This window comes from Clostridioides sp. LIBA-7678 (genome assembly GCF_056716065.1).
Window position 1 is genome coordinate 1,044,196 of record NZ_CP196987.1, and the last position, 17,210, is coordinate 1,061,405.

Consider the following 17,210-nt stretch of genomic DNA (forward strand, 5'->3'; position numbering starts at 1 on the left):
CATACATATCTTTATGATTAAACGTGTTAGAAAATGTAGGCATGCTGATTTTTATTGTTGTGTCTATGTGGGAATGATATAATGTTAATATTATAAATTAATAAATTTAAATTTATGGAGGTGCAAGAGATAATGGAATATAAAGTTAATGACCAAGAACTTAATGCCTCAATGTTTATACCATTCGTCAATAGGATATGGCCAGGAGATTATGATATGGATGAAACACAGACTGCATTATCAAAAACTTTGAATATAACTGCTTATAATGATAAAGTGCTTGTAGGATGTCTGCGAATTCTTTCAGATGGTTATTATTTTGGAACAATTACAGAATTGCTTGTTCTTCCAGAGTATCAGAAACAAGGCATTGGTAGCAAGCTTTTTCAGCTTGCCAAAGAGAATACCCCAACTATGCTATATTTTGGTGCACAGCCAGAAGTAGAAGAGTTCTATGAAAAAAATGGATGTCAAAAGAGTCTACAATCCTACATAATAAAAAAGAAGGATAGTTATTAAAGTTCAAGTTTTCAATCACCTTAAAAGTACAATATTTTAGTGGAATTATTTCATTTTTTATTATTAATATGACATAAACATGTCATATTAGTATTGATATAATTTGAATATGGTTAAGAGCCAAAGAAAAGTACAAGGAGTGATTTAAAATGGAAGAAATTAAATTTTGCCAATGTTGTGCAATGCCAATGGGACAAACTGATGAATTATATGGGACAAATAAAGATGGAAGTAAAAGTACTGATTATTGTAGTTATTGTTTCAAAGATGGTGAATTTACAGCTGATGTAAGCATGGAAGAGATGATAGAGATTTGTGTACCTCATATGATTCAAACTAATAAGGATATGACTGAAGATGAAGCAAGAACAATGATGAACAAGTTCTTTCCGACATTAAAGCGTTGGAAGTAAATTTATACAAAATTAATAATAAATATATTGATTCTGCATACATTAGTAGGTTTATTTATAATGTATTAGGTAAGTTTACAAGGAATTGTATGCAGAAGAATATGATATTAATAACAAGTGGTATGCTTCATAGCATACCACTATTTGTTGGTTTAGAGTCTAGCGCTTATTGTATGTTTAAATCTACATTATTCTCAAATTTCAAAGTATAAAATATATTTTTTCTACTCTATTTCTCTAGCTATGTCTTTTTCTACCTCAAGATTTATTTGATTAAGAGTCTTTAGCCAATTATCCAGAAATTCTAGTGAAGATAAGTTCCCTTAATAACATTAACAGATAAGGAGTTATCAAATTTTCTGATAATCTTAATGTACTTTATTAGAGAATTATCTTTTTTTATTTTTAACTGAATTAAATCCATGTATATTTCTCCTAAATAGTTAAACTTAAAAAATCGAAGTAAATAGAAAATATTTTTCATTTTTACTTCGATTTTTTATTGTGCAAATTTTATTGAGTTCAATACTTTTTTACAAAAACAATGTAGTTACAATCAGTATATAGTAGTATAAGAATTTAAATCTAAATATTCTATTTTAAATAAGTTCCTTCTTCATCTTGATAGATTAATCCTTTTTTCATAAGTACTCCAAGAGCTCTTTTAAAATTCTTTTTACTTGAATTAAATAATATAGAAATATCTTTAGGGTCAGATTTATCATTAAATCTCATGTATCCATCAGAACCTTCTAAATAACTTAAGATTTTATTTTCTAAAGTATCAAGTTCATCTTTTCTATTTCCTCTAGGAGAAAGACCTAGTTTTCCATCTTCATATACCTTTATAACATGTAAATTTTCAAGAACATCGCCAGTTTTTAATTCAGTAAAGTATTCATTATGAAGTATTACACCAGCATATTTATTATCGACACATATCATGGCAGAATTATTAGTTTGGAATCCATATACAATTCCAGTTACAACATCTCCAACATTGTAAGTATGGTCTGTTGATAAATACGAATCCATATCTGTAGTGGCAGCAATTCTTTTACTTTTATCTAAATATATATAAAATAAATATTTTTCATCTCTAAATAATGGATAAGTTTTAGCTTTAAAAGGAACTAATATGTCCTTAGAAAGTCCCATATCTATGAAAGTTCCAATATCTGTATTGTCAACTACTTTCAAGTGTGCTACATCTCCAACCTTAGCTAAAGGAGGAATTAAAGTGGCAGCAGTTCTATCATCAGAATCTTTAAATATGAAAACATCTACCTCATCACCTATATTTATTTCATTTTTTCCAATTAGTCTATTATGAAGAAGTATATCGTCTTTTGTATTATTAGTCTGTCCATCCAAAAAATATCCAAATTCAGTTTTTCTTTTTACTGTAAGTTTATTAAAATCACCTATGTTTATCAAATCAAAATCATCCTCTCATTTTATATTTATAATTTAGCCATAATATACTTATATAGTAGTTTTTCACAGTATATGTATTAGTATTAGTGAAATTTGTAATAAATAATGTAGTTATCTATGTATTTTGCAATTCTCTAGCTTCTTATATAGTATAAACTTCAATTTCTTTTTTGTCTTTAGATTTTACTAAAATTTTTACAAAATAAGTTAAAAACTATTGAAATAAAATTTCTTTTAAAGTATAATTGGTATATACCAAAATTGGTATATACCATATTGAAAAGTGGTGACTATATGAAAATAGTAGATAAATCTAGTAACATACCATTGCATACTCAATTAAGTTCAATAATAAGAAATATGATAGAAACTGGCGAACTTAAAGAAGGCGATGCAATAATGCCAGAAAGAGAACTTTGCAACATACAAAATGTAAGTCGTATGACAGTAAATAAAACGATTGTTGGATTAGTTACAGAAGGACTTCTTTATAGAGTACAAGGTAAAGGAACATTTGTTGCAAAGCAAAAAAAGAAATATCAGTTTTCAAACGTAAAAGGTTTTACTGATGTTATGAAAGAAAAGGGAGTAAATATAAAAACTGATATATTATCCTTTGAAATGGAACTACCTGATGATTTAGTTAAAATAAAACTTGGAATAAGTGATAATACAACAAATATATATAAGATTGTTAGACTTAGATATACTGATGGAGAGCCATTTGGATTGGAAATAGTATATCTATCAGAAGAAATGTGTAAGGGTCTTACAAAAGGGATATTAGATAATTCTTCATTATATAGGGTGTTAAATGAAAGATATGGTTATAAGATACAAAAAGCTGAGCAAGTAATGGAACCAATAATACTTTCTGATGAAGAAAGTAAACTTTTGGAGACAGAAGAAGGTGCTTTGGCTCTTAAACTTCATAGAAATTCTTATAATAGAGAAGGTAATCCTATAGAATATACCATATCAATATTTAGAACAGATAAATATCAATATGAAATAGTATTGAGTGAGTAGGTGAATAATATGAAATGTTTAATTAATGGAAAGATAATATTAAAAAATCAAATCTTGGAAAATAAAGTACTCGTATTTGATGAAAAAATAATTGATATAGCAGATAGTGTACCAAATAATTGTGAAGTTATAGATGTTGATGGAAAGTATATATCTCCAGGGCTTATTGATATTCATATACATGGAAATATGGGTAAAGATACGATGGATTCTACTGATGAATCTATTGAGATAATTTCAAAATCAATAATGAGACATGGAGTAACTTCTTTTCTTCCAACTACAATGACTATGGATAAAGAACATGTTTATGATGCGCTTGAAATTATAAAAAAAGCCCAAAATAGAAAACTTGAAGGAGCACAGGTATTAGGTGCACACCTAGAAGGACCTTTTATAAATGAAAATTATAAAGGAGCACAAAACGAAAAATTTATAATAAATTCAAAATATGAATTTATCAAAGAATATAAAGATGTTATAAAAGTTATAACTTATGCTCCAGAGAAGGACATTGATTTTGATTTTACTAGAGAAATAAAAAGATGTACAGATATAGTATTATCTATTGGTCATAGTAATGCAAATTATGAGCAAGCTAAAGAAGCTATAAACTTAGGCGTAACAAATGTAACTCATATGTTTAATGCAATGACTGGTTTAAATCATAGAGACCCAGGTGTTGTTGGTGCAGCACTTACAACTAATGTATATAGTGAATTAATAGCAGATACAATCCATATAAATAAAGATTTATTTCAATTTATATTGAATAATAAAGGGAAAGAAAGACTTATTTTGATAACAGACTCTATAGAAGCTGGTGGGCTTGAAGATGGAGATTATGCCCTTGGAGGTCAGAAAGTAATTGTTAAGGGGAATGAAGCTAGACTTGAAAATGGAGCATTAGCTGGAAGTGTATTATCTTTAAATAAAATGGTATTTAACTTCTTAGATAATACAAATCTTAAAGTGAATGAAGCTATTAATTTAGCATCTTTAAATCCTGCAACATCTTTAGGTATAAATGGCAAAAAAGGAAGTCTAGAAATAGGTAAGGATGCAGATATAGCTATATTTGATGAGAATTTAGATTGCAAGATGACTCTTTGTTTGGGAGAAGTAGTATATAAAAATATATAATATAAAAACAAACTTCAAAGAATGTAAAAGTAACGTAAAAAATAGTAAATTGAATTTATATCAATTAAAGTATTAGCTAAAATTTAGGAGGAACAAGATGAGAGTATTAGTATGTAAAGATTATGATGGAATGAGTAAAAAAGCAGCTGAGATGATAGCAGCTCAAATAGTTTTAAAACCAAATTCAATATTAGGACTAGCTACAGGAAGTACACCAGTAGGTATGTATAGAGATTTAGTAAAAAAATATAACGATAACATAGTAGATTTTTCAGACGTAATAAGCTTTAATTTAGATGAATATTATAAGTTACCAGTATCTAATGACCAAAGCTATGATTATTTTATGAAAGAGAATCTATTTAATCATGTAAATATAAAGTTAGAGAATACTCATCTACCAAATGGAATGGCTGATGATATTGAAGAAGAATGTATAAATTATGAAGCTTCTATAGATGCAGCTGGTGGTATAGATGTACAAGTACTTGGAATAGGCCGTAATGCTCACATAGGTTTTAATGAACCTGACAATAAATTTGCAAAAAGAACTCATGTAGTTGAACTTACAGAATCTACAATAGAAGCTAATGCAAGATTCTTTGAATCAAGAGAAGATGTCCCTAAAAAAGCTGTAAGTATGGGAATTGGTTCAATATTAAAATCTAAAAAAATATTACTTTTAGCTTCAGGAGAAGAAAAAGCTGATGCAGTATACAAAACTGTTTATGGAGATATAACTCCAGAAGTTCCTGGTTCTATACTTCAACTTCACAAAGATACTATAGTTATAGTAGATGAAGCAGCAGCAAGTAAACTGAGTCCAAAAGATTATAAATTAGTATAAGAATATAATTAGATTTAAGTAAAAAATAGCTATCTTTAAATAATAAAGTTTATTTAAAGATAGCTATTTTTATTTAAGTTATTTAGTTATTACTTTTTACGAAAACTCGTTATCAAAAAGTATCCAAATAATATATTGAAAATTATTATATTAAGTGGTATTCGGTCAAGCATAATAAAATTACCTATAATTGGAATTTTGCCAACTGGAAAAATAAATATTAATACAGGCATTAATGTTAATAAAAAAGATGGAAGACAGAGAAGAATTAATCTTGGAATATCAAGATACCAACTGCCATTTTTTTTATACTCCTTAATAAATAATTCAGTTCCTAACAATAAACCAATGCTACCAGAGGAGATTAAATTAATAAAAATAAATTTTTTAAAATCTTGCATAAAACCAGTGCCAAATTTACGATAGAAGTCAAAATTCAATTTAACAGCTAAAAAATACATACTTAATAGAATAATTAGAAATAAAAGATATCTAAGAGCTTTTTTCATTTTAAATTCTCCCTTCATAGATACTTTACCTAGTTTTATTTTGTTGAAGTATAATTTTGTCAATGAGTTTAAGAAATCCATAAAATTAATTGAGGATGGAATAAGTATGGTATATGAATAAATTTTTTTTATGCTTGAAGTAAACTGTATTACTTAATATAACTATAATATTAATTATTTGAATATTCAACAAAAAGTCTGAGAAATATCGGTTTTGCTAGAAAATGAATAAATATAGTTAGAAGTTGGATTATTATTTTATAACAATTTGTACTGAGCCTGATAAATTCTATAATAATTTGTTTTTGCCTTAAAATTGCCTTAAAATCTAAACAATTTTAAAACTAATGTAGCATAAAAAGCTGATATAATTTAAATATAGTAAAAAATATTATTTATCTTACAGATTGGGATTTTATTGTTTAATCAATGTATTTATACTATTTAATTTAAATTAAGAGTTTATTAAGGAGTGAGTGTATGAATAAGTTAATTTATATAGCAGATGACGAAGATAATATAAGAAATTTGGTAAAGACATTCTTAAAAAATGAAGGCCATGATGTTATTGATTTTAAAACAGGTGATGAACTTTTAGAGCAATTTAATAAAAAAGAGTGTGACTTAGTAATCCTAGATATAATGATGCCTGGTTTAAGTGGTTTTGATGTATGCACAAAACTTCGTGAGAAGAGTACCGTTCCAATAATCATGCTTACTGCAAGAGATACAGATATAGATTATATTACAGGGATAACTTTGGGTAGTGATGATTATTTTACAAAGCCATTTAGCCCAATGTCTTTAGTTATGAGAGTAAAGTCGATATTTAGAAGGATAGAATTTGAAAAGAAACAAATTTATGATAAGTATGGTGATTCTGTAGATATGGAATTGAAATTTGGTGATATAACAATAAATAAAAAGAATAAAATCGTTACAAATAAAAGTGACAATATAGACTTAACACCAAATGAATACAACTTATTAACCTATTTGTTTGAAAATAGAGACAGGGCAGTTTCTAGAGATGAATTATTAAATAAAATATGGGGATATGATATTGAAGTTGAGACAAGAGCTGCTGATGATACGGTAAAGAGACTACGTAAAAAAATTTTAGATACAAATATTTTGATAGAAACTGTCTGGGGTTTTGGGTTTAGATTAAAGGAGAAAAATTCAGATGGAAAATAAAAATGATAAAAAGAGAACAACTAAGATTAAATCCATACTTAAATTAAAATTTTCAAAGAAAAATATAAGTATAAAAACTAGGATTTTGTTGAGTATATTGTGTTTAATAATTGTAGTTTTTATGATAATATTAGTATCTTTTAATGTATTGCTTGATACATACATAAAAACTACTGCAAATGAAGAGCTAACAAAATCTACAGAAATAGTAGAACATATGGATAGTAATTTTAGACCTATCAAGCCTCCTCAAGATGATGGAAAGCTTCCGCCAAAAGCATTATCTAATTTTATGAGAAATGTACAAGATAAAGTTAGGATGGCAGAAACACAATCAGATGCTGATGCCATGGTGATTGATTCGAAGTATAACTTGATATTTCCAACAAGAGAGGATGATTTTTTAAAGAATATTGATGAGATGGAATCGATTAAAAAGTGTATCCAAAATGAAAAACTAGACTTAAACTCAGATGAAAACACACGTATCTCTACTGGAAGTAAGGATTACTATATTTCGACTGTAAAAATAACTAGTATATATGGAGAACAAGATAAGTATTTGATTCTTTTTATAGATATATCAAAAACTTTAAATCTAGTTCAAAAGATAAACATTGTATTGATATTTGTAATGTGTTTTGCTGGGATATTAGCAATATTTACAGCTGTAGTTTTATCTGAGAAAATTGCTAAACCTATAAAAGAGTTGTGTGGTTTTGCAAAAAAAATGGGTCATGGGGATTTTAAAAGAACTTACTTTGACTTTTCAGATAAGGAATTAGTAGAACTTTCAAATATTATGAATAAGAGTGCTGAATATCTTGATAAGTATGATAATGAACAAAAAATATTTTTTCAAAATGCTTCTCATGAACTTAGGACTCCACTTATGTCCATTAAAGGTTATGCAGAGGCCATAAAGTATAATGTAATAGATAGCAAACATGCAAGTGATATAATACTTGAAGAAAGTGATAGATTGAGTGATATGGTCGAAGATTTGTTATATATATCTAAAATTGATAATATAACTAGAGATTATGACCTTGTAGAATGTGATTTAAGGGAAGTACTTTCAAACTGTGGTTCTAGACAAAATGTAAGAGCGACAAATAAAGGTATAAAATTTATTTATGAGTTTGATGAAGAAATGGTTCTATTTGAATGTGATGAAAAAAATGTATCCAAAGCATTTATGAATCTTATAGAAAATGCTTTAAGGTATGCTAAGAGTGAAATTAAAATCGTATGTAAATATAATCAAAAAAATATAGTTGTTGTAGTTGAAGATGATGGGATTGGTATTAATAAAGACGATTTACCTCATATTTTTGAACGATTTTATAAGGGGGTTGGGGGAAATCATGGAATTGGATTATCAATAGTTAAATCTATTGTAAATAAACATGGTGGACGTATATATGCTGAAAATGGTAAAAAAGGAGCTAAGTTTACTATAGTATTTAAGTTATAAAGATAATATTGATATATATTAAAGAAAATATGTCAATATTTGAAGTTGTTTTTTACATATATCTATTGTATACTGTTGAAAAAAGAACAATATTAAGCTGACATATATTATAATGGTTGACAATTAAGGTAGATGCTTAAATATATATGCAGAAAGGAAAAATAAAATCTGAAGTGTATTTAGTTTAAGTAAGCTTCTTATTTTATAAAAAATATGTATGAAAGAACAACTGCTTTTTGATATTACAAATTTAGTAACAGTTATCTTTGAAGCTTTTGTTGTCCATATGTTTTTATCAGATTTTTTAGGGCAGAAAGAAGGATACACAAGAGCTATAAGATATGCTAGATTGGGTTTTATAATATGCTTAGGTACCTGTAATTTAATAACCTTAAATCCTGCGATAACAATTCCTTTAATTTTCATCCTTGTTTTTTCATCATCATTTTTATATGAAGGAAATATAAAGACACGATTGTTTGCTACTGTTTTATTAAATGTATTCTTTATATTATCAGAAATTGTAGTCACAAGTATTTTTGTTTTATTTATAAAAGAAGGCTTCGAAATAATGCTTAAAAACAATGCTATAAGAATAGTAGCTACAATTTTATCTAAAATAGTTTTTTTATTTATATGCAAGATTGTTTGTTTATTTAAAAAAGATGTACATTCAGATATGCCAATAAAGTATTGGATTACTTTACTTGCAATACCTTTATTAAGTTTATTTCTGACTATTTCTATCTTTGATATAAATAAGTTTTTTAGTTCTGAAAGTTTAAAATTTCTAAACTTAATATCAAGTGTTGGTATTTTATATATTAATTTTATTGTATTTTATCTATTTAAATCTATTGTAGATAAAACTAAATTATCTATGAAGTATGAAATACTTGAGCAAGAAATAATTCATAAGGAAGAATTAAGACTCAGTAATGAACGTTATAAAATTATTGTTGAACAGACTGATTCTGTAGTCTTTGAATGGAATACTAAAGAAAATAAATCATTTGTATCTCAAGCATGGACTGAAAAATTTGGATATAGCAGTAAATGTGAGAATCTTTTAAAAGAGGTTATGGATAAAGAATTAGTTCATCATGAAGATTATAGTACGTTTGAAGCTTTTATTAAGAGTATTAAAGAAAATAACAAACATAATCAAGTAATATATCGTTTAAAAAAGTCTAATTGCGAATACATTTGGTGTAGAACATCAGTAACAAAGATTTTTAGTGACGAAAATGAACTTTTGAAGGTTGTAGGCGTAATTGTAGATGTAGATAGTGATATAAAAAAATACGAAGAGTTGAAAACTAGAGCAGAAAGTGACTCATTGACAAATATATACAATAAAGGTACATTTGAAAAATTAGTAGAAGAAGTTATATCCACAAATAAAAGTAATAAAAAAGATGCATTATTCGTTATTGATTTGGACGATTTTAAAGAAATAAATGATAATTTTGGGCATCCATTTGGTGATTTTGTATTAAAAACTTTTGCTGAGAAGATACAAGATAGTTTTGGGAATGAAGATTTAGTTGGAAGAATTGGTGGAGATGAATTTGTAGTATATATGCAAGACTATCATTCAGAAGTAAATTTACATAAAAAAGCTAAAGAATTAAATAGAGTACTTTATGAGAACTACAATGATTTAAGTTTTAACTTTGAGGCTTCTGTTAGTATAGGTATTGCAAGACATCCTCAAAATGGAAATTCATTTTTAGAATTGTTTAAAAATGCAGATAGAGCTCTTTATAATGTGAAGGCCTCTGGAAAAAATTCTTACTGTTTATTTGAAGAAGAATTATACATACAGTGAATTTAGAAGATATAGTTTGAGTATATAGTTAAATTATTAAAAAAGTTGACTCATGTAGTGAATTTGTAAGTATTTGTTAAAGGCTATGACTATAAAAAGCATAGCCTTATTTTCATGTATAATTAAGTATTATGTATTTTAAAACAATTCCATTTATTAAAACCAAATTGGCAATAAGTTTTATGGTTTAAAAATATGTAGGATTCATAAATGGTATTATAAGTTCTGTGGCTTCTCCATCTGCATCAAGTCCCCAGTATCCACTGTAAACACCATCACCCATACCACTTGTTAACATAATTAATCTATAAGATGTTTGCGGTAATTGCCAAATCAAAAAATTGCCATATTTATTCTGTACATTTGGATACATTTCATAGCTTTTTTCAAAAAGTGCTGAAAAATAATCGTTATATTTATTTTTATCTGGATTTTCATTTTGCCATTTTATTATAAATTCTTTGTATTTTTCTGCAACTTTTGCATCTGAAAAGCAAGCTAATCCTGTATCTACACCAAAGAAAGTCCATGCTCCTGCTTGTCCAAAGTCATCGATTTTCTTTCCTTTTGGCATAGCAATTTCATATTTAATGGGTTGTTTGTCACTAATAATTAATCTAGTTGCTACAATTCTAAGTCCTACAATTTCAGAATGACAGATAGAAATTTCTACAGGATAACTTCCAGATGGTATTTTTCTTTCTAAATAAGTTTCATATTCACTACCTAAGTATGCAAGAGGGTCTGCAAGGACAACTTCTCCACTTGGAAAATCTGTCTCTCCCACAATTAAGGATTCAAGTTTGTCACTTTTCTGAAACAAGCTTTGAAAGAATTCTACTGGATAATTTTCCTGATTTAAAAATTTTAGGTTCTTTTCAAATGCTATTTGTGCAGGATGTTTAACTAGTTCTCTAATTTCTTTTCTTGTGTTTGTGTCAATAAAATATTTTCCACTTTTATCAGAGCAAAATTCTAGGTCTGTTCCTATAGGCATATAAAAAATATTTAAAGTAGTTGGTTCAATATTAATAAGAGTATTAAAATCTATAATTGTCATGTTTTTAGGATTGTCAATATACTCTTGTGTATCTGTATCTCCAAAAGCAATCCATCCATTTCCAAATTTACTGTCTTCTCTAAAAAGCCACTTCAATTTTGATGTACCATTGAGAATTGATTTGCTGATAATACAACCTCCTGCTCCAGTTATATACTGCTTCATTTCTGATTTTTCATCTTTCGCTTCCTTTTTATTAGACAATTTCATATAAATTCTCCTTGCTTTTTATAGTTTTAAAATAGTATAATTTATTATTTGTGGATAATAAAAACAGTTAATCTAGCCATTTACTAGCATTTTTTTAACTCAAAATAATGTAATACAGATTACCAAACCTATAGCGCTGATAGCCAAAAAAATCAATCCAACTCCAACTGATTTTTTTCTAGATTCAATTTCTTTGCAATCTTCTTTAGACATATTTATAATAGGGTATTTTCGTCTACCTATTAAGTATATTATTAAACCACTCGAATTATTACCATTCATAGCAAATAATCCCCACAATTTAGGATGTTTTAATCCACGAGCTTTTGCATCAATCACAGTCATATGATAAATTTGATATACAACACCAACTGAACCCACAAGAGCTACAGCAAAACATATCAAAATAAGCATAGTTTTATTCGCTTCCATAATGAGTACACCTCCTAAAATTTTCTTATAATTTGGTAGAACAATGCTGATGAACTTATTATTGCTATACAAAATACACTAGCCATAAAGTAGTAGTTGTCTGGTATAAATCTATTAAATAGCACAAATAAAATAAGTAACATAATATTGATAATAATTGCAGTTATTAACTTTTTATTACTATGAACTACATTTGTACTTTCTTCTAAATGTTCAATCATTTTATTATCTCCTTTCAATAATTCATCTAAGCTAATGGAATACAAATCACTTAGTTTGATAACGCTTATAATATCTGGATAAGATTTCTCATTTTCCCAATTTGAAATTGTTTGTCGTGATACATTAATTTTTTCTGCAACTTTTTCCTGTGTCAATCCAGAATTTATACGAGCATCTTTCAGTTTCTTTCCAATTTCCATGTAGCTATCGCTCCTTTCATAATTATTTTGTCATATTGAGAGGGTAAAATCTATCAAATATCTTTTACAATGGTGATTTAAGTGTGTCAAAATGCTTTTACATGCCTGTATATGTGTTGAAACAGGTCTTATTTCTTGAGTTAATTTCAATCATTTTTATAGAAATATAAATCTGAAGTATTTCATCAGCATAGTCTAGTGTAATACCTGTAATTTCTTTTATTTTATTAATTCTATAAAACAGAGTATTTCTATGGATATTTAAAACTTCAGCTGCTTTGCTTGGCGAATTATTAAAGTAGATATATTGCTTTAAGGTCTCTAACAAATTAGAACCATTTTTTTTATCTTCTTCAATTAGTTTGGTTACAGCAGGATGATTGAGGTCATATAAATCATAGTTGGTACTGAGTAGCTCGTAGAGGATATATGGTATGCTTTTCCCAAATGGAGAAAAGTTTATGTTATATTTTTGAGCAATTTCACTAGCTTTTTTGGCTTGAATATAATACTTCCAACTATCAGATAGCTTTGAAAATCTTGGGCTTATTCCAGCATAAAGTGAATTTAGTTTTAAGTAATTAATAAATTCTTTATTTTCATGCTCAATTAAATTATGAATTAAAGAATCATTAATAAAAACAACTAAAGCAGACTTATATACTACACAATTATTAGATGGTATAAATGCACTTAAAGACTGCATAATAAAAGGAACTTTACTGTCAAAGTAATTATTATCTTTGTTCACTATCACCATTATGTTTAATGAATTTGACTTAGTCCAATTTAAATAATGAAATCTTCTGCTTATAGTATCATCATCTAGATATTTTTTTTCTAACAAATCAGAAAGTATATAATTAGGAATAAGTTTTTTATCTATATTAAATAGATTATTTTTTTGTAGTTCTAGAGATAAAGCTTTATTAAGTGATTCTAATAATTTGAAGTGAAATTCATTAAATGGAATTTTCCATTCACAGATAGCTATATGAGCTATTTCAATTTCTTCTACACATACGGATGAGATTAATGTACCAAGCCAGTTGTCTGGTTTATTTTCTTCTTTAATAGATTTATTATAATGTATTTTTTTATGTATATTTTGATATTTTATGTAATTTATAGTTTCTTCGTCTAAATATTTGTCTCCATTAGAATTTTCAGTAAGTTGTAATATATCACTAACATCGTAAGAATAAGCCAAAACTTTAAAGGTAGAGTCACGAATTATCATAGGATAGCCAAATTCTTCATGTGCTATATCAATTAAATATTGTATGCCTTTATTCTCAGAAACTACATCAAAAAACCTTTGAGAGCATAAACTAAGATGTATTTCTTGATTCATAATATTTAACAATTCACTAAAAAGGTCATACTTTTCTTTTTTTGATTTTATGATACAAATATTTGAGTTTAAATTGTATCTTTCTAAATCAATGTTAACTTCATTTTGTATAAATATACCTAAAAAATTTATATTGTTCAAATCCACAGTAATATCTGATATATTTCCTAAATATAAACATCCAGTAGTAAATTCAGTTTGATTATTCTTATAAATATTCAAGCTAGTAATGTCTATATATTCATCTGTAAATGGCTTTAATACTGAGATATATTGAGATATATCCTTCATTAAATCTGCTAATTTCATGCTAAACCCCCTCTAGTTATACTTTATTGTACTATAGCACAATCAATATAGTATATTTTACATCAAAGTTTAGGTTATAACACATAGTTTAGGTAAATTAATTTATATATAATTAGTTATATAAATTAAGAAAATATCAAAGTAAGAAATTTTTAATTAAATAAGAATTAGATTTTTAATAAATAAAAATAAAGGGAGTGTGGAGTATGGCAGTAACTAAAATTACGAATGTTAAAATATTTGATGGAGAAAAACTTTCAGAACAAAGGAGTGTTGTAATAAAAGATGGTGTTATATCATCAAAAACAATAGCTGATATTACTATAGATGGAGAAGGATGCACTTTACTTCCAGGATTTATTGATTCTCATATACATTTGGATAGTTTAAAAAACTTGGAGGATGCAACTGATTGGGGTATAACTACTATGCTTGATATGGCAACTAATAGTAAAGATGTAGTAGAATCTTTAAGAAATTTAGACGGATTAACTGATATTCGTAGTGTATATGAACCTGTTGCACCAGAATCTCACCCTCATCTCATGGGAATGGGGTTTAAAGATAGTAAAATACATACTATTGAAGATGCTGAAAATTTTGCTAAGAAACAAATTAAACAAGGAGCAGATTTTGTAAAAATCATAATAGAAGACCCTAAAACATCTAAAACGGCTTTTGATTTTGAGACAATAAAAAGAGTAGTTGAAATATCTCATGAACATGGGAAAAAAGTATTTGCTCATGCACCTACAACTATAGCTTATGAATATGCAGAAAAAGCAAATGTTGATGTAATAAATCATATTCCTTTTATAGGTAAATTATCTGAGGATGTAGCCAAAAGGATAAAAGAGAAAAATCTTATATCAATTCCAACTATAGTTATGATGGAAAGTATAATATCAAATATAAAGAAAGCTACAGGAAGAGAAGATGTTAGGTTAGAAACAGCAATAGAAAATACAGCTACATTGAAAAAAGCTGGAGTGATGATATTAGCTGGAACTGATGCAAACAATGATAAAAATTCTGTTAGTATAGTGAAACATGGAGAATCTCTTCATCGTGAATTTGAATTATTAGTTAAAGCAGGTCTTAATACAATTGAAGTACTTGAGAGTGCAACAAGTTTACCAGCAAAATTATTAGGTCTTAATGACCGTGGAGTAATAAGAGAGGGGAAAAGAGCTGATTTAGTAATGGTTGAAGGTGACCCAATTAAAAATATAGTAGCAACTAGAAATATAAAAGGTGTATGGATAAAGGGTAATAAAGTAAGATAATGAATTGAGTATTGCTAAAAATAAAAGAAGTTTATATAAAAGGAGATTGAGAATATGTTATTAAGTAGACCAGGAAAGAATTCTATAGAAGATATAGTGGATAAAAATAGTGTAAAAGAGCTTATAGAATTTGAAAGGTTTTGTAGAGATAATGCGCTATGGGATGAAATGAAAAAATGCTTTGCAAAGGAATCTACTGTTTCAATATCTTGGTATCAAGGTAGTGGAGAGGGGTTCGTAGAAGAGTCAAGTAAGATGAAATCTTATGCACCACATAAAATATGTGATACATTAGTTTGGGTAAATAAAGATAAGGCAGTATCAATTACAATGGGAGCTATCCATATTAGAAATGAAATAGATGGAAATTTAGTTGAACTTCAGTCAGATGTCAAGTTTCTGTATAAGACTCAAAAGATAGACGATATATGGTATATAATATCTATGGATGCTATATATGAAAAAGATATAATTTTACCTGTTTATCAGGATGGGGATGTCAAAATTTCTAAGGAAGATATAAAGGATTATAGACCTTCATATGCAAGTCTTTCTTACATGCTTAGTACAGATGGATATAAAATAAATCAAGAACTCCCTGGAATAGATAGACCAGAGATGGTTGACAGTCTTTATAAAGATGCAGATAAATGGCTATTAGATAACTCTAGAAATTAGTTTGAATATAAATAAAGATGTAGGTGATTTTATATAAAATTACTTACATCTTTTTAAATAAATTTTTGTATGCTTTAGATAATAGTATTATAAAGAATTTATTTAATTTGCTATTCTTATTATTAATCTTTACATTCACTTTTGTATTCTTTAGTATCTCCTTTTACATTTTAACTTCTGCTGATATTTGAGTTAGATATTCATTAGAATCTCTTACACTTATATCATATAGGAGATATTCTTCATAAACAAAGTCTCCCATATATAAATTATTCTGATTGAAAAATTCTAAGAGTTTTTCATAAGTTTTATTAATAGTTTCATAACTTCCTTTATGATAAGCAGTTACATAAAGCCCTTTTGGTTTGATTGATGTAGGATATTTCTTATAGTCTTTATTAACTTTTGTAAATAAATATGAATACGACTCAAAATCTCTATTCATTACATCTTCACCTTTAATGATTGAACCAATCATACCATCATCACCTAAATCATAGTTATCCATAAAGTTAATACATTCATATAAAAAGTTTTCATCATCATCTCCAAGAAAGGGTTCCTTATAAGTAAGAGGCGTTTTGACTAAATACTCTTCCTCATGTTCTTCTAAAGTAATCGTATTTGCATCTATGTTACATGCTTTTTTAGTAAATGAAATGGTAGACTCCATTAAAGTCTTAATATTATTCAATTTTTCAATTTCATTATTAATATCAATAGTTTTCTTTTCTAAAAGTTCAATTAGCAAATTGGGAGTACGTTTATCTATATAAGTTTTAATTTCTTTTAAAGGCATTTTAATTTCCTTAAGTGAAGAAATTATACCAAAAATACTGAGTTGATGGTATGAGTAGTATCTATACCCATTTTCCTTCTTTAACTCTGGAGAGAAAAGACCTATATCATCATAATGAAAAAGCGTCTTTTTGTTGACTCCACAAATCTTTGCAAATTCTCCAGTTGTGAAATAATTTTTCGAAATTTGACTCATAATTAAAATTCCTCCTTGACTATCCTGTTACAGTATAGTTTATCATAATATTCTATAAAGGAG

17 protein-coding genes are annotated in these 17,210 nt (G+C 27.1%); 10 read left to right on the top strand and 7 right to left on the bottom strand.

The features are described from left to right. The first annotated feature begins 132 nt into the window (after nucleotides 1-132). Both ACTG46_RS05085 and ACTG46_RS05090 read left to right on the top strand, forming a co-directional pair. Nucleotides 133-519, top strand: a complete 387-nt coding sequence (locus ACTG46_RS05085) for a GNAT family N-acetyltransferase (RefSeq protein WP_479923713.1) — start codon at nucleotides 133-135, stop codon at nucleotides 517-519. 149 nt (nucleotides 520-668) lie between these two features. After that, nucleotides 669-932, top strand: coding sequence for a zinc ribbon domain-containing protein (locus tag ACTG46_RS05090; RefSeq protein WP_054276162.1), 264 nt, complete (start codon nucleotides 669-671; stop codon nucleotides 930-932). A gap of 594 nt (nucleotides 933-1,526) precedes the next feature. Here the strand turns inward: ACTG46_RS05090 and ACTG46_RS05095 are convergent. Continuing rightward, the gene (locus tag ACTG46_RS05095) at nucleotides 1,527-2,369 is read right to left on the bottom strand and encodes a CvfB family protein (protein ID WP_479923714.1); all 843 of its coding nucleotides are present in this window, start codon (nucleotides 2,367-2,369) and stop codon (nucleotides 1,527-1,529) included. Between the two features lie 294 nt (nucleotides 2,370-2,663). Between ACTG46_RS05095 and ACTG46_RS05100 the strand changes: the two genes are divergently transcribed. The 3 genes from ACTG46_RS05100 to nagB all read left to right on the top strand — a co-directional run bounded on the left by ACTG46_RS05100 (nucleotide 2,664) and on the right by nagB (nucleotide 5,388). Then, nucleotides 2,664-3,398 (top strand): GntR family transcriptional regulator, encoded by a 735-nt coding sequence (locus tag ACTG46_RS05100; protein ID WP_479923715.1) that lies wholly within the window; start codon nucleotides 2,664-2,666, stop codon nucleotides 3,396-3,398. 9 nt (nucleotides 3,399-3,407) lie between these two features. Beyond that, complete coding sequence (gene nagA, locus ACTG46_RS05105; RefSeq protein WP_074178268.1) at nucleotides 3,408-4,541, top strand: N-acetylglucosamine-6-phosphate deacetylase; 1,134 nt, start codon at nucleotides 3,408-3,410, stop codon at nucleotides 4,539-4,541. A 97-nt stretch (nucleotides 4,542-4,638) separates the two neighbouring features. Next, a complete protein-coding gene (nagB, locus tag ACTG46_RS05110) occupies nucleotides 4,639-5,388 on the top strand; it encodes a glucosamine-6-phosphate deaminase (RefSeq protein WP_054269554.1) in 750 nt (249 codons plus the stop codon). 89 nt (nucleotides 5,389-5,477) lie between these two features. On the opposite strand, the gene ACTG46_RS05115 is transcribed toward nagB, so the two are convergent. Continuing rightward, on the bottom strand, nucleotides 5,478-5,897 hold the full coding sequence (locus tag ACTG46_RS05115; protein ID WP_479923716.1) for a hypothetical protein: 420 nt from the start codon (nucleotides 5,895-5,897) through the stop codon (nucleotides 5,478-5,480). Between the two features lie 480 nt (nucleotides 5,898-6,377). On the opposite strand from ACTG46_RS05115, the gene ACTG46_RS05120 reads away from it, so the two are divergent. The 3 genes from ACTG46_RS05120 (at nucleotide 6,378) to ACTG46_RS05130 (ending at nucleotide 10,402) form a co-directional block, all read left to right on the top strand. Next, nucleotides 6,378-7,094 carry a response regulator transcription factor gene (locus tag ACTG46_RS05120; RefSeq protein WP_407814069.1) on the top strand — a complete coding sequence of 239 codons (717 nt, stop codon included), beginning with the start codon at nucleotides 6,378-6,380 and terminating at the stop codon, nucleotides 7,092-7,094. Next, nucleotides 7,084-8,571: a HAMP domain-containing sensor histidine kinase gene (locus ACTG46_RS05125; RefSeq protein WP_054269557.1), complete on the top strand. Its 1,488-nt coding sequence runs from the start codon at nucleotides 7,084-7,086 to the stop codon at nucleotides 8,569-8,571. The genes ACTG46_RS05120 and ACTG46_RS05125 overlap by 11 nt, the downstream gene beginning before the upstream one ends. A gap of 217 nt (nucleotides 8,572-8,788) precedes the next feature. Next, nucleotides 8,789-10,402 carry a sensor domain-containing diguanylate cyclase gene (locus ACTG46_RS05130; RefSeq protein WP_479923717.1) on the top strand — a complete coding sequence of 538 codons (1,614 nt, stop codon included), beginning with the start codon at nucleotides 8,789-8,791 and terminating at the stop codon, nucleotides 10,400-10,402. Between the two features lie 187 nt (nucleotides 10,403-10,589). Here ACTG46_RS05130 and ACTG46_RS05135 read toward each other — a convergent pair whose 3' ends face one another. The 4 genes from ACTG46_RS05135 to ACTG46_RS05150 all read right to left on the bottom strand — a co-directional run bounded on the left by ACTG46_RS05135 (nucleotide 10,590) and on the right by ACTG46_RS05150 (nucleotide 14,189). Then, the gene (locus tag ACTG46_RS05135; RefSeq protein ID WP_479923718.1) at nucleotides 10,590-11,672 is read right to left on the bottom strand and encodes an immunity protein Imm33 domain-containing protein; all 1,083 of its coding nucleotides are present in this window, start codon (nucleotides 11,670-11,672) and stop codon (nucleotides 10,590-10,592) included. A 99-nt stretch (nucleotides 11,673-11,771) separates the two neighbouring features. Further along, nucleotides 11,772-12,104 carry a hypothetical protein gene (locus ACTG46_RS05140; RefSeq protein ID WP_054269559.1) on the bottom strand — a complete coding sequence of 111 codons (333 nt, stop codon included), beginning with the start codon at nucleotides 12,102-12,104 and terminating at the stop codon, nucleotides 11,772-11,774. Between the two features lie 14 nt (nucleotides 12,105-12,118). Next, complete coding sequence (locus ACTG46_RS05145) at nucleotides 12,119-12,526, bottom strand: helix-turn-helix domain-containing protein (RefSeq protein WP_479923719.1); 408 nt, start codon at nucleotides 12,524-12,526, stop codon at nucleotides 12,119-12,121. A 97-nt stretch (nucleotides 12,527-12,623) separates the two neighbouring features. Then, the gene (locus ACTG46_RS05150) at nucleotides 12,624-14,189 is read right to left on the bottom strand and encodes a PucR family transcriptional regulator (RefSeq protein ID WP_479923720.1); all 1,566 of its coding nucleotides are present in this window, start codon (nucleotides 14,187-14,189) and stop codon (nucleotides 12,624-12,626) included. Nucleotides 14,190-14,395: 206 nt separating this feature from the next. Here ACTG46_RS05150 and ACTG46_RS05155 point away from each other — a divergent pair, with 206 nt between their 5' ends. Beyond that, entirely contained in the window at nucleotides 14,396-15,475 is a 1,080-nt protein-coding gene (locus ACTG46_RS05155; protein ID WP_243194096.1) for an amidohydrolase family protein, read from the top strand. A gap of 54 nt (nucleotides 15,476-15,529) precedes the next feature. Further along, entirely contained in the window at nucleotides 15,530-16,153 is a 624-nt protein-coding gene (locus tag ACTG46_RS05160) for a hypothetical protein (protein WP_054269563.1), read from the top strand. Nucleotides 16,154-16,316: 163 nt separating this feature from the next. On the opposite strand, the gene ACTG46_RS05165 is transcribed toward ACTG46_RS05160, so the two are convergent. Then, nucleotides 16,317-17,147 (bottom strand): MerR family transcriptional regulator, encoded by an 831-nt coding sequence (locus ACTG46_RS05165; RefSeq protein ID WP_479923721.1) that lies wholly within the window; start codon nucleotides 17,145-17,147, stop codon nucleotides 16,317-16,319. Nucleotides 17,148-17,210 lie beyond the last annotated feature (63 nt).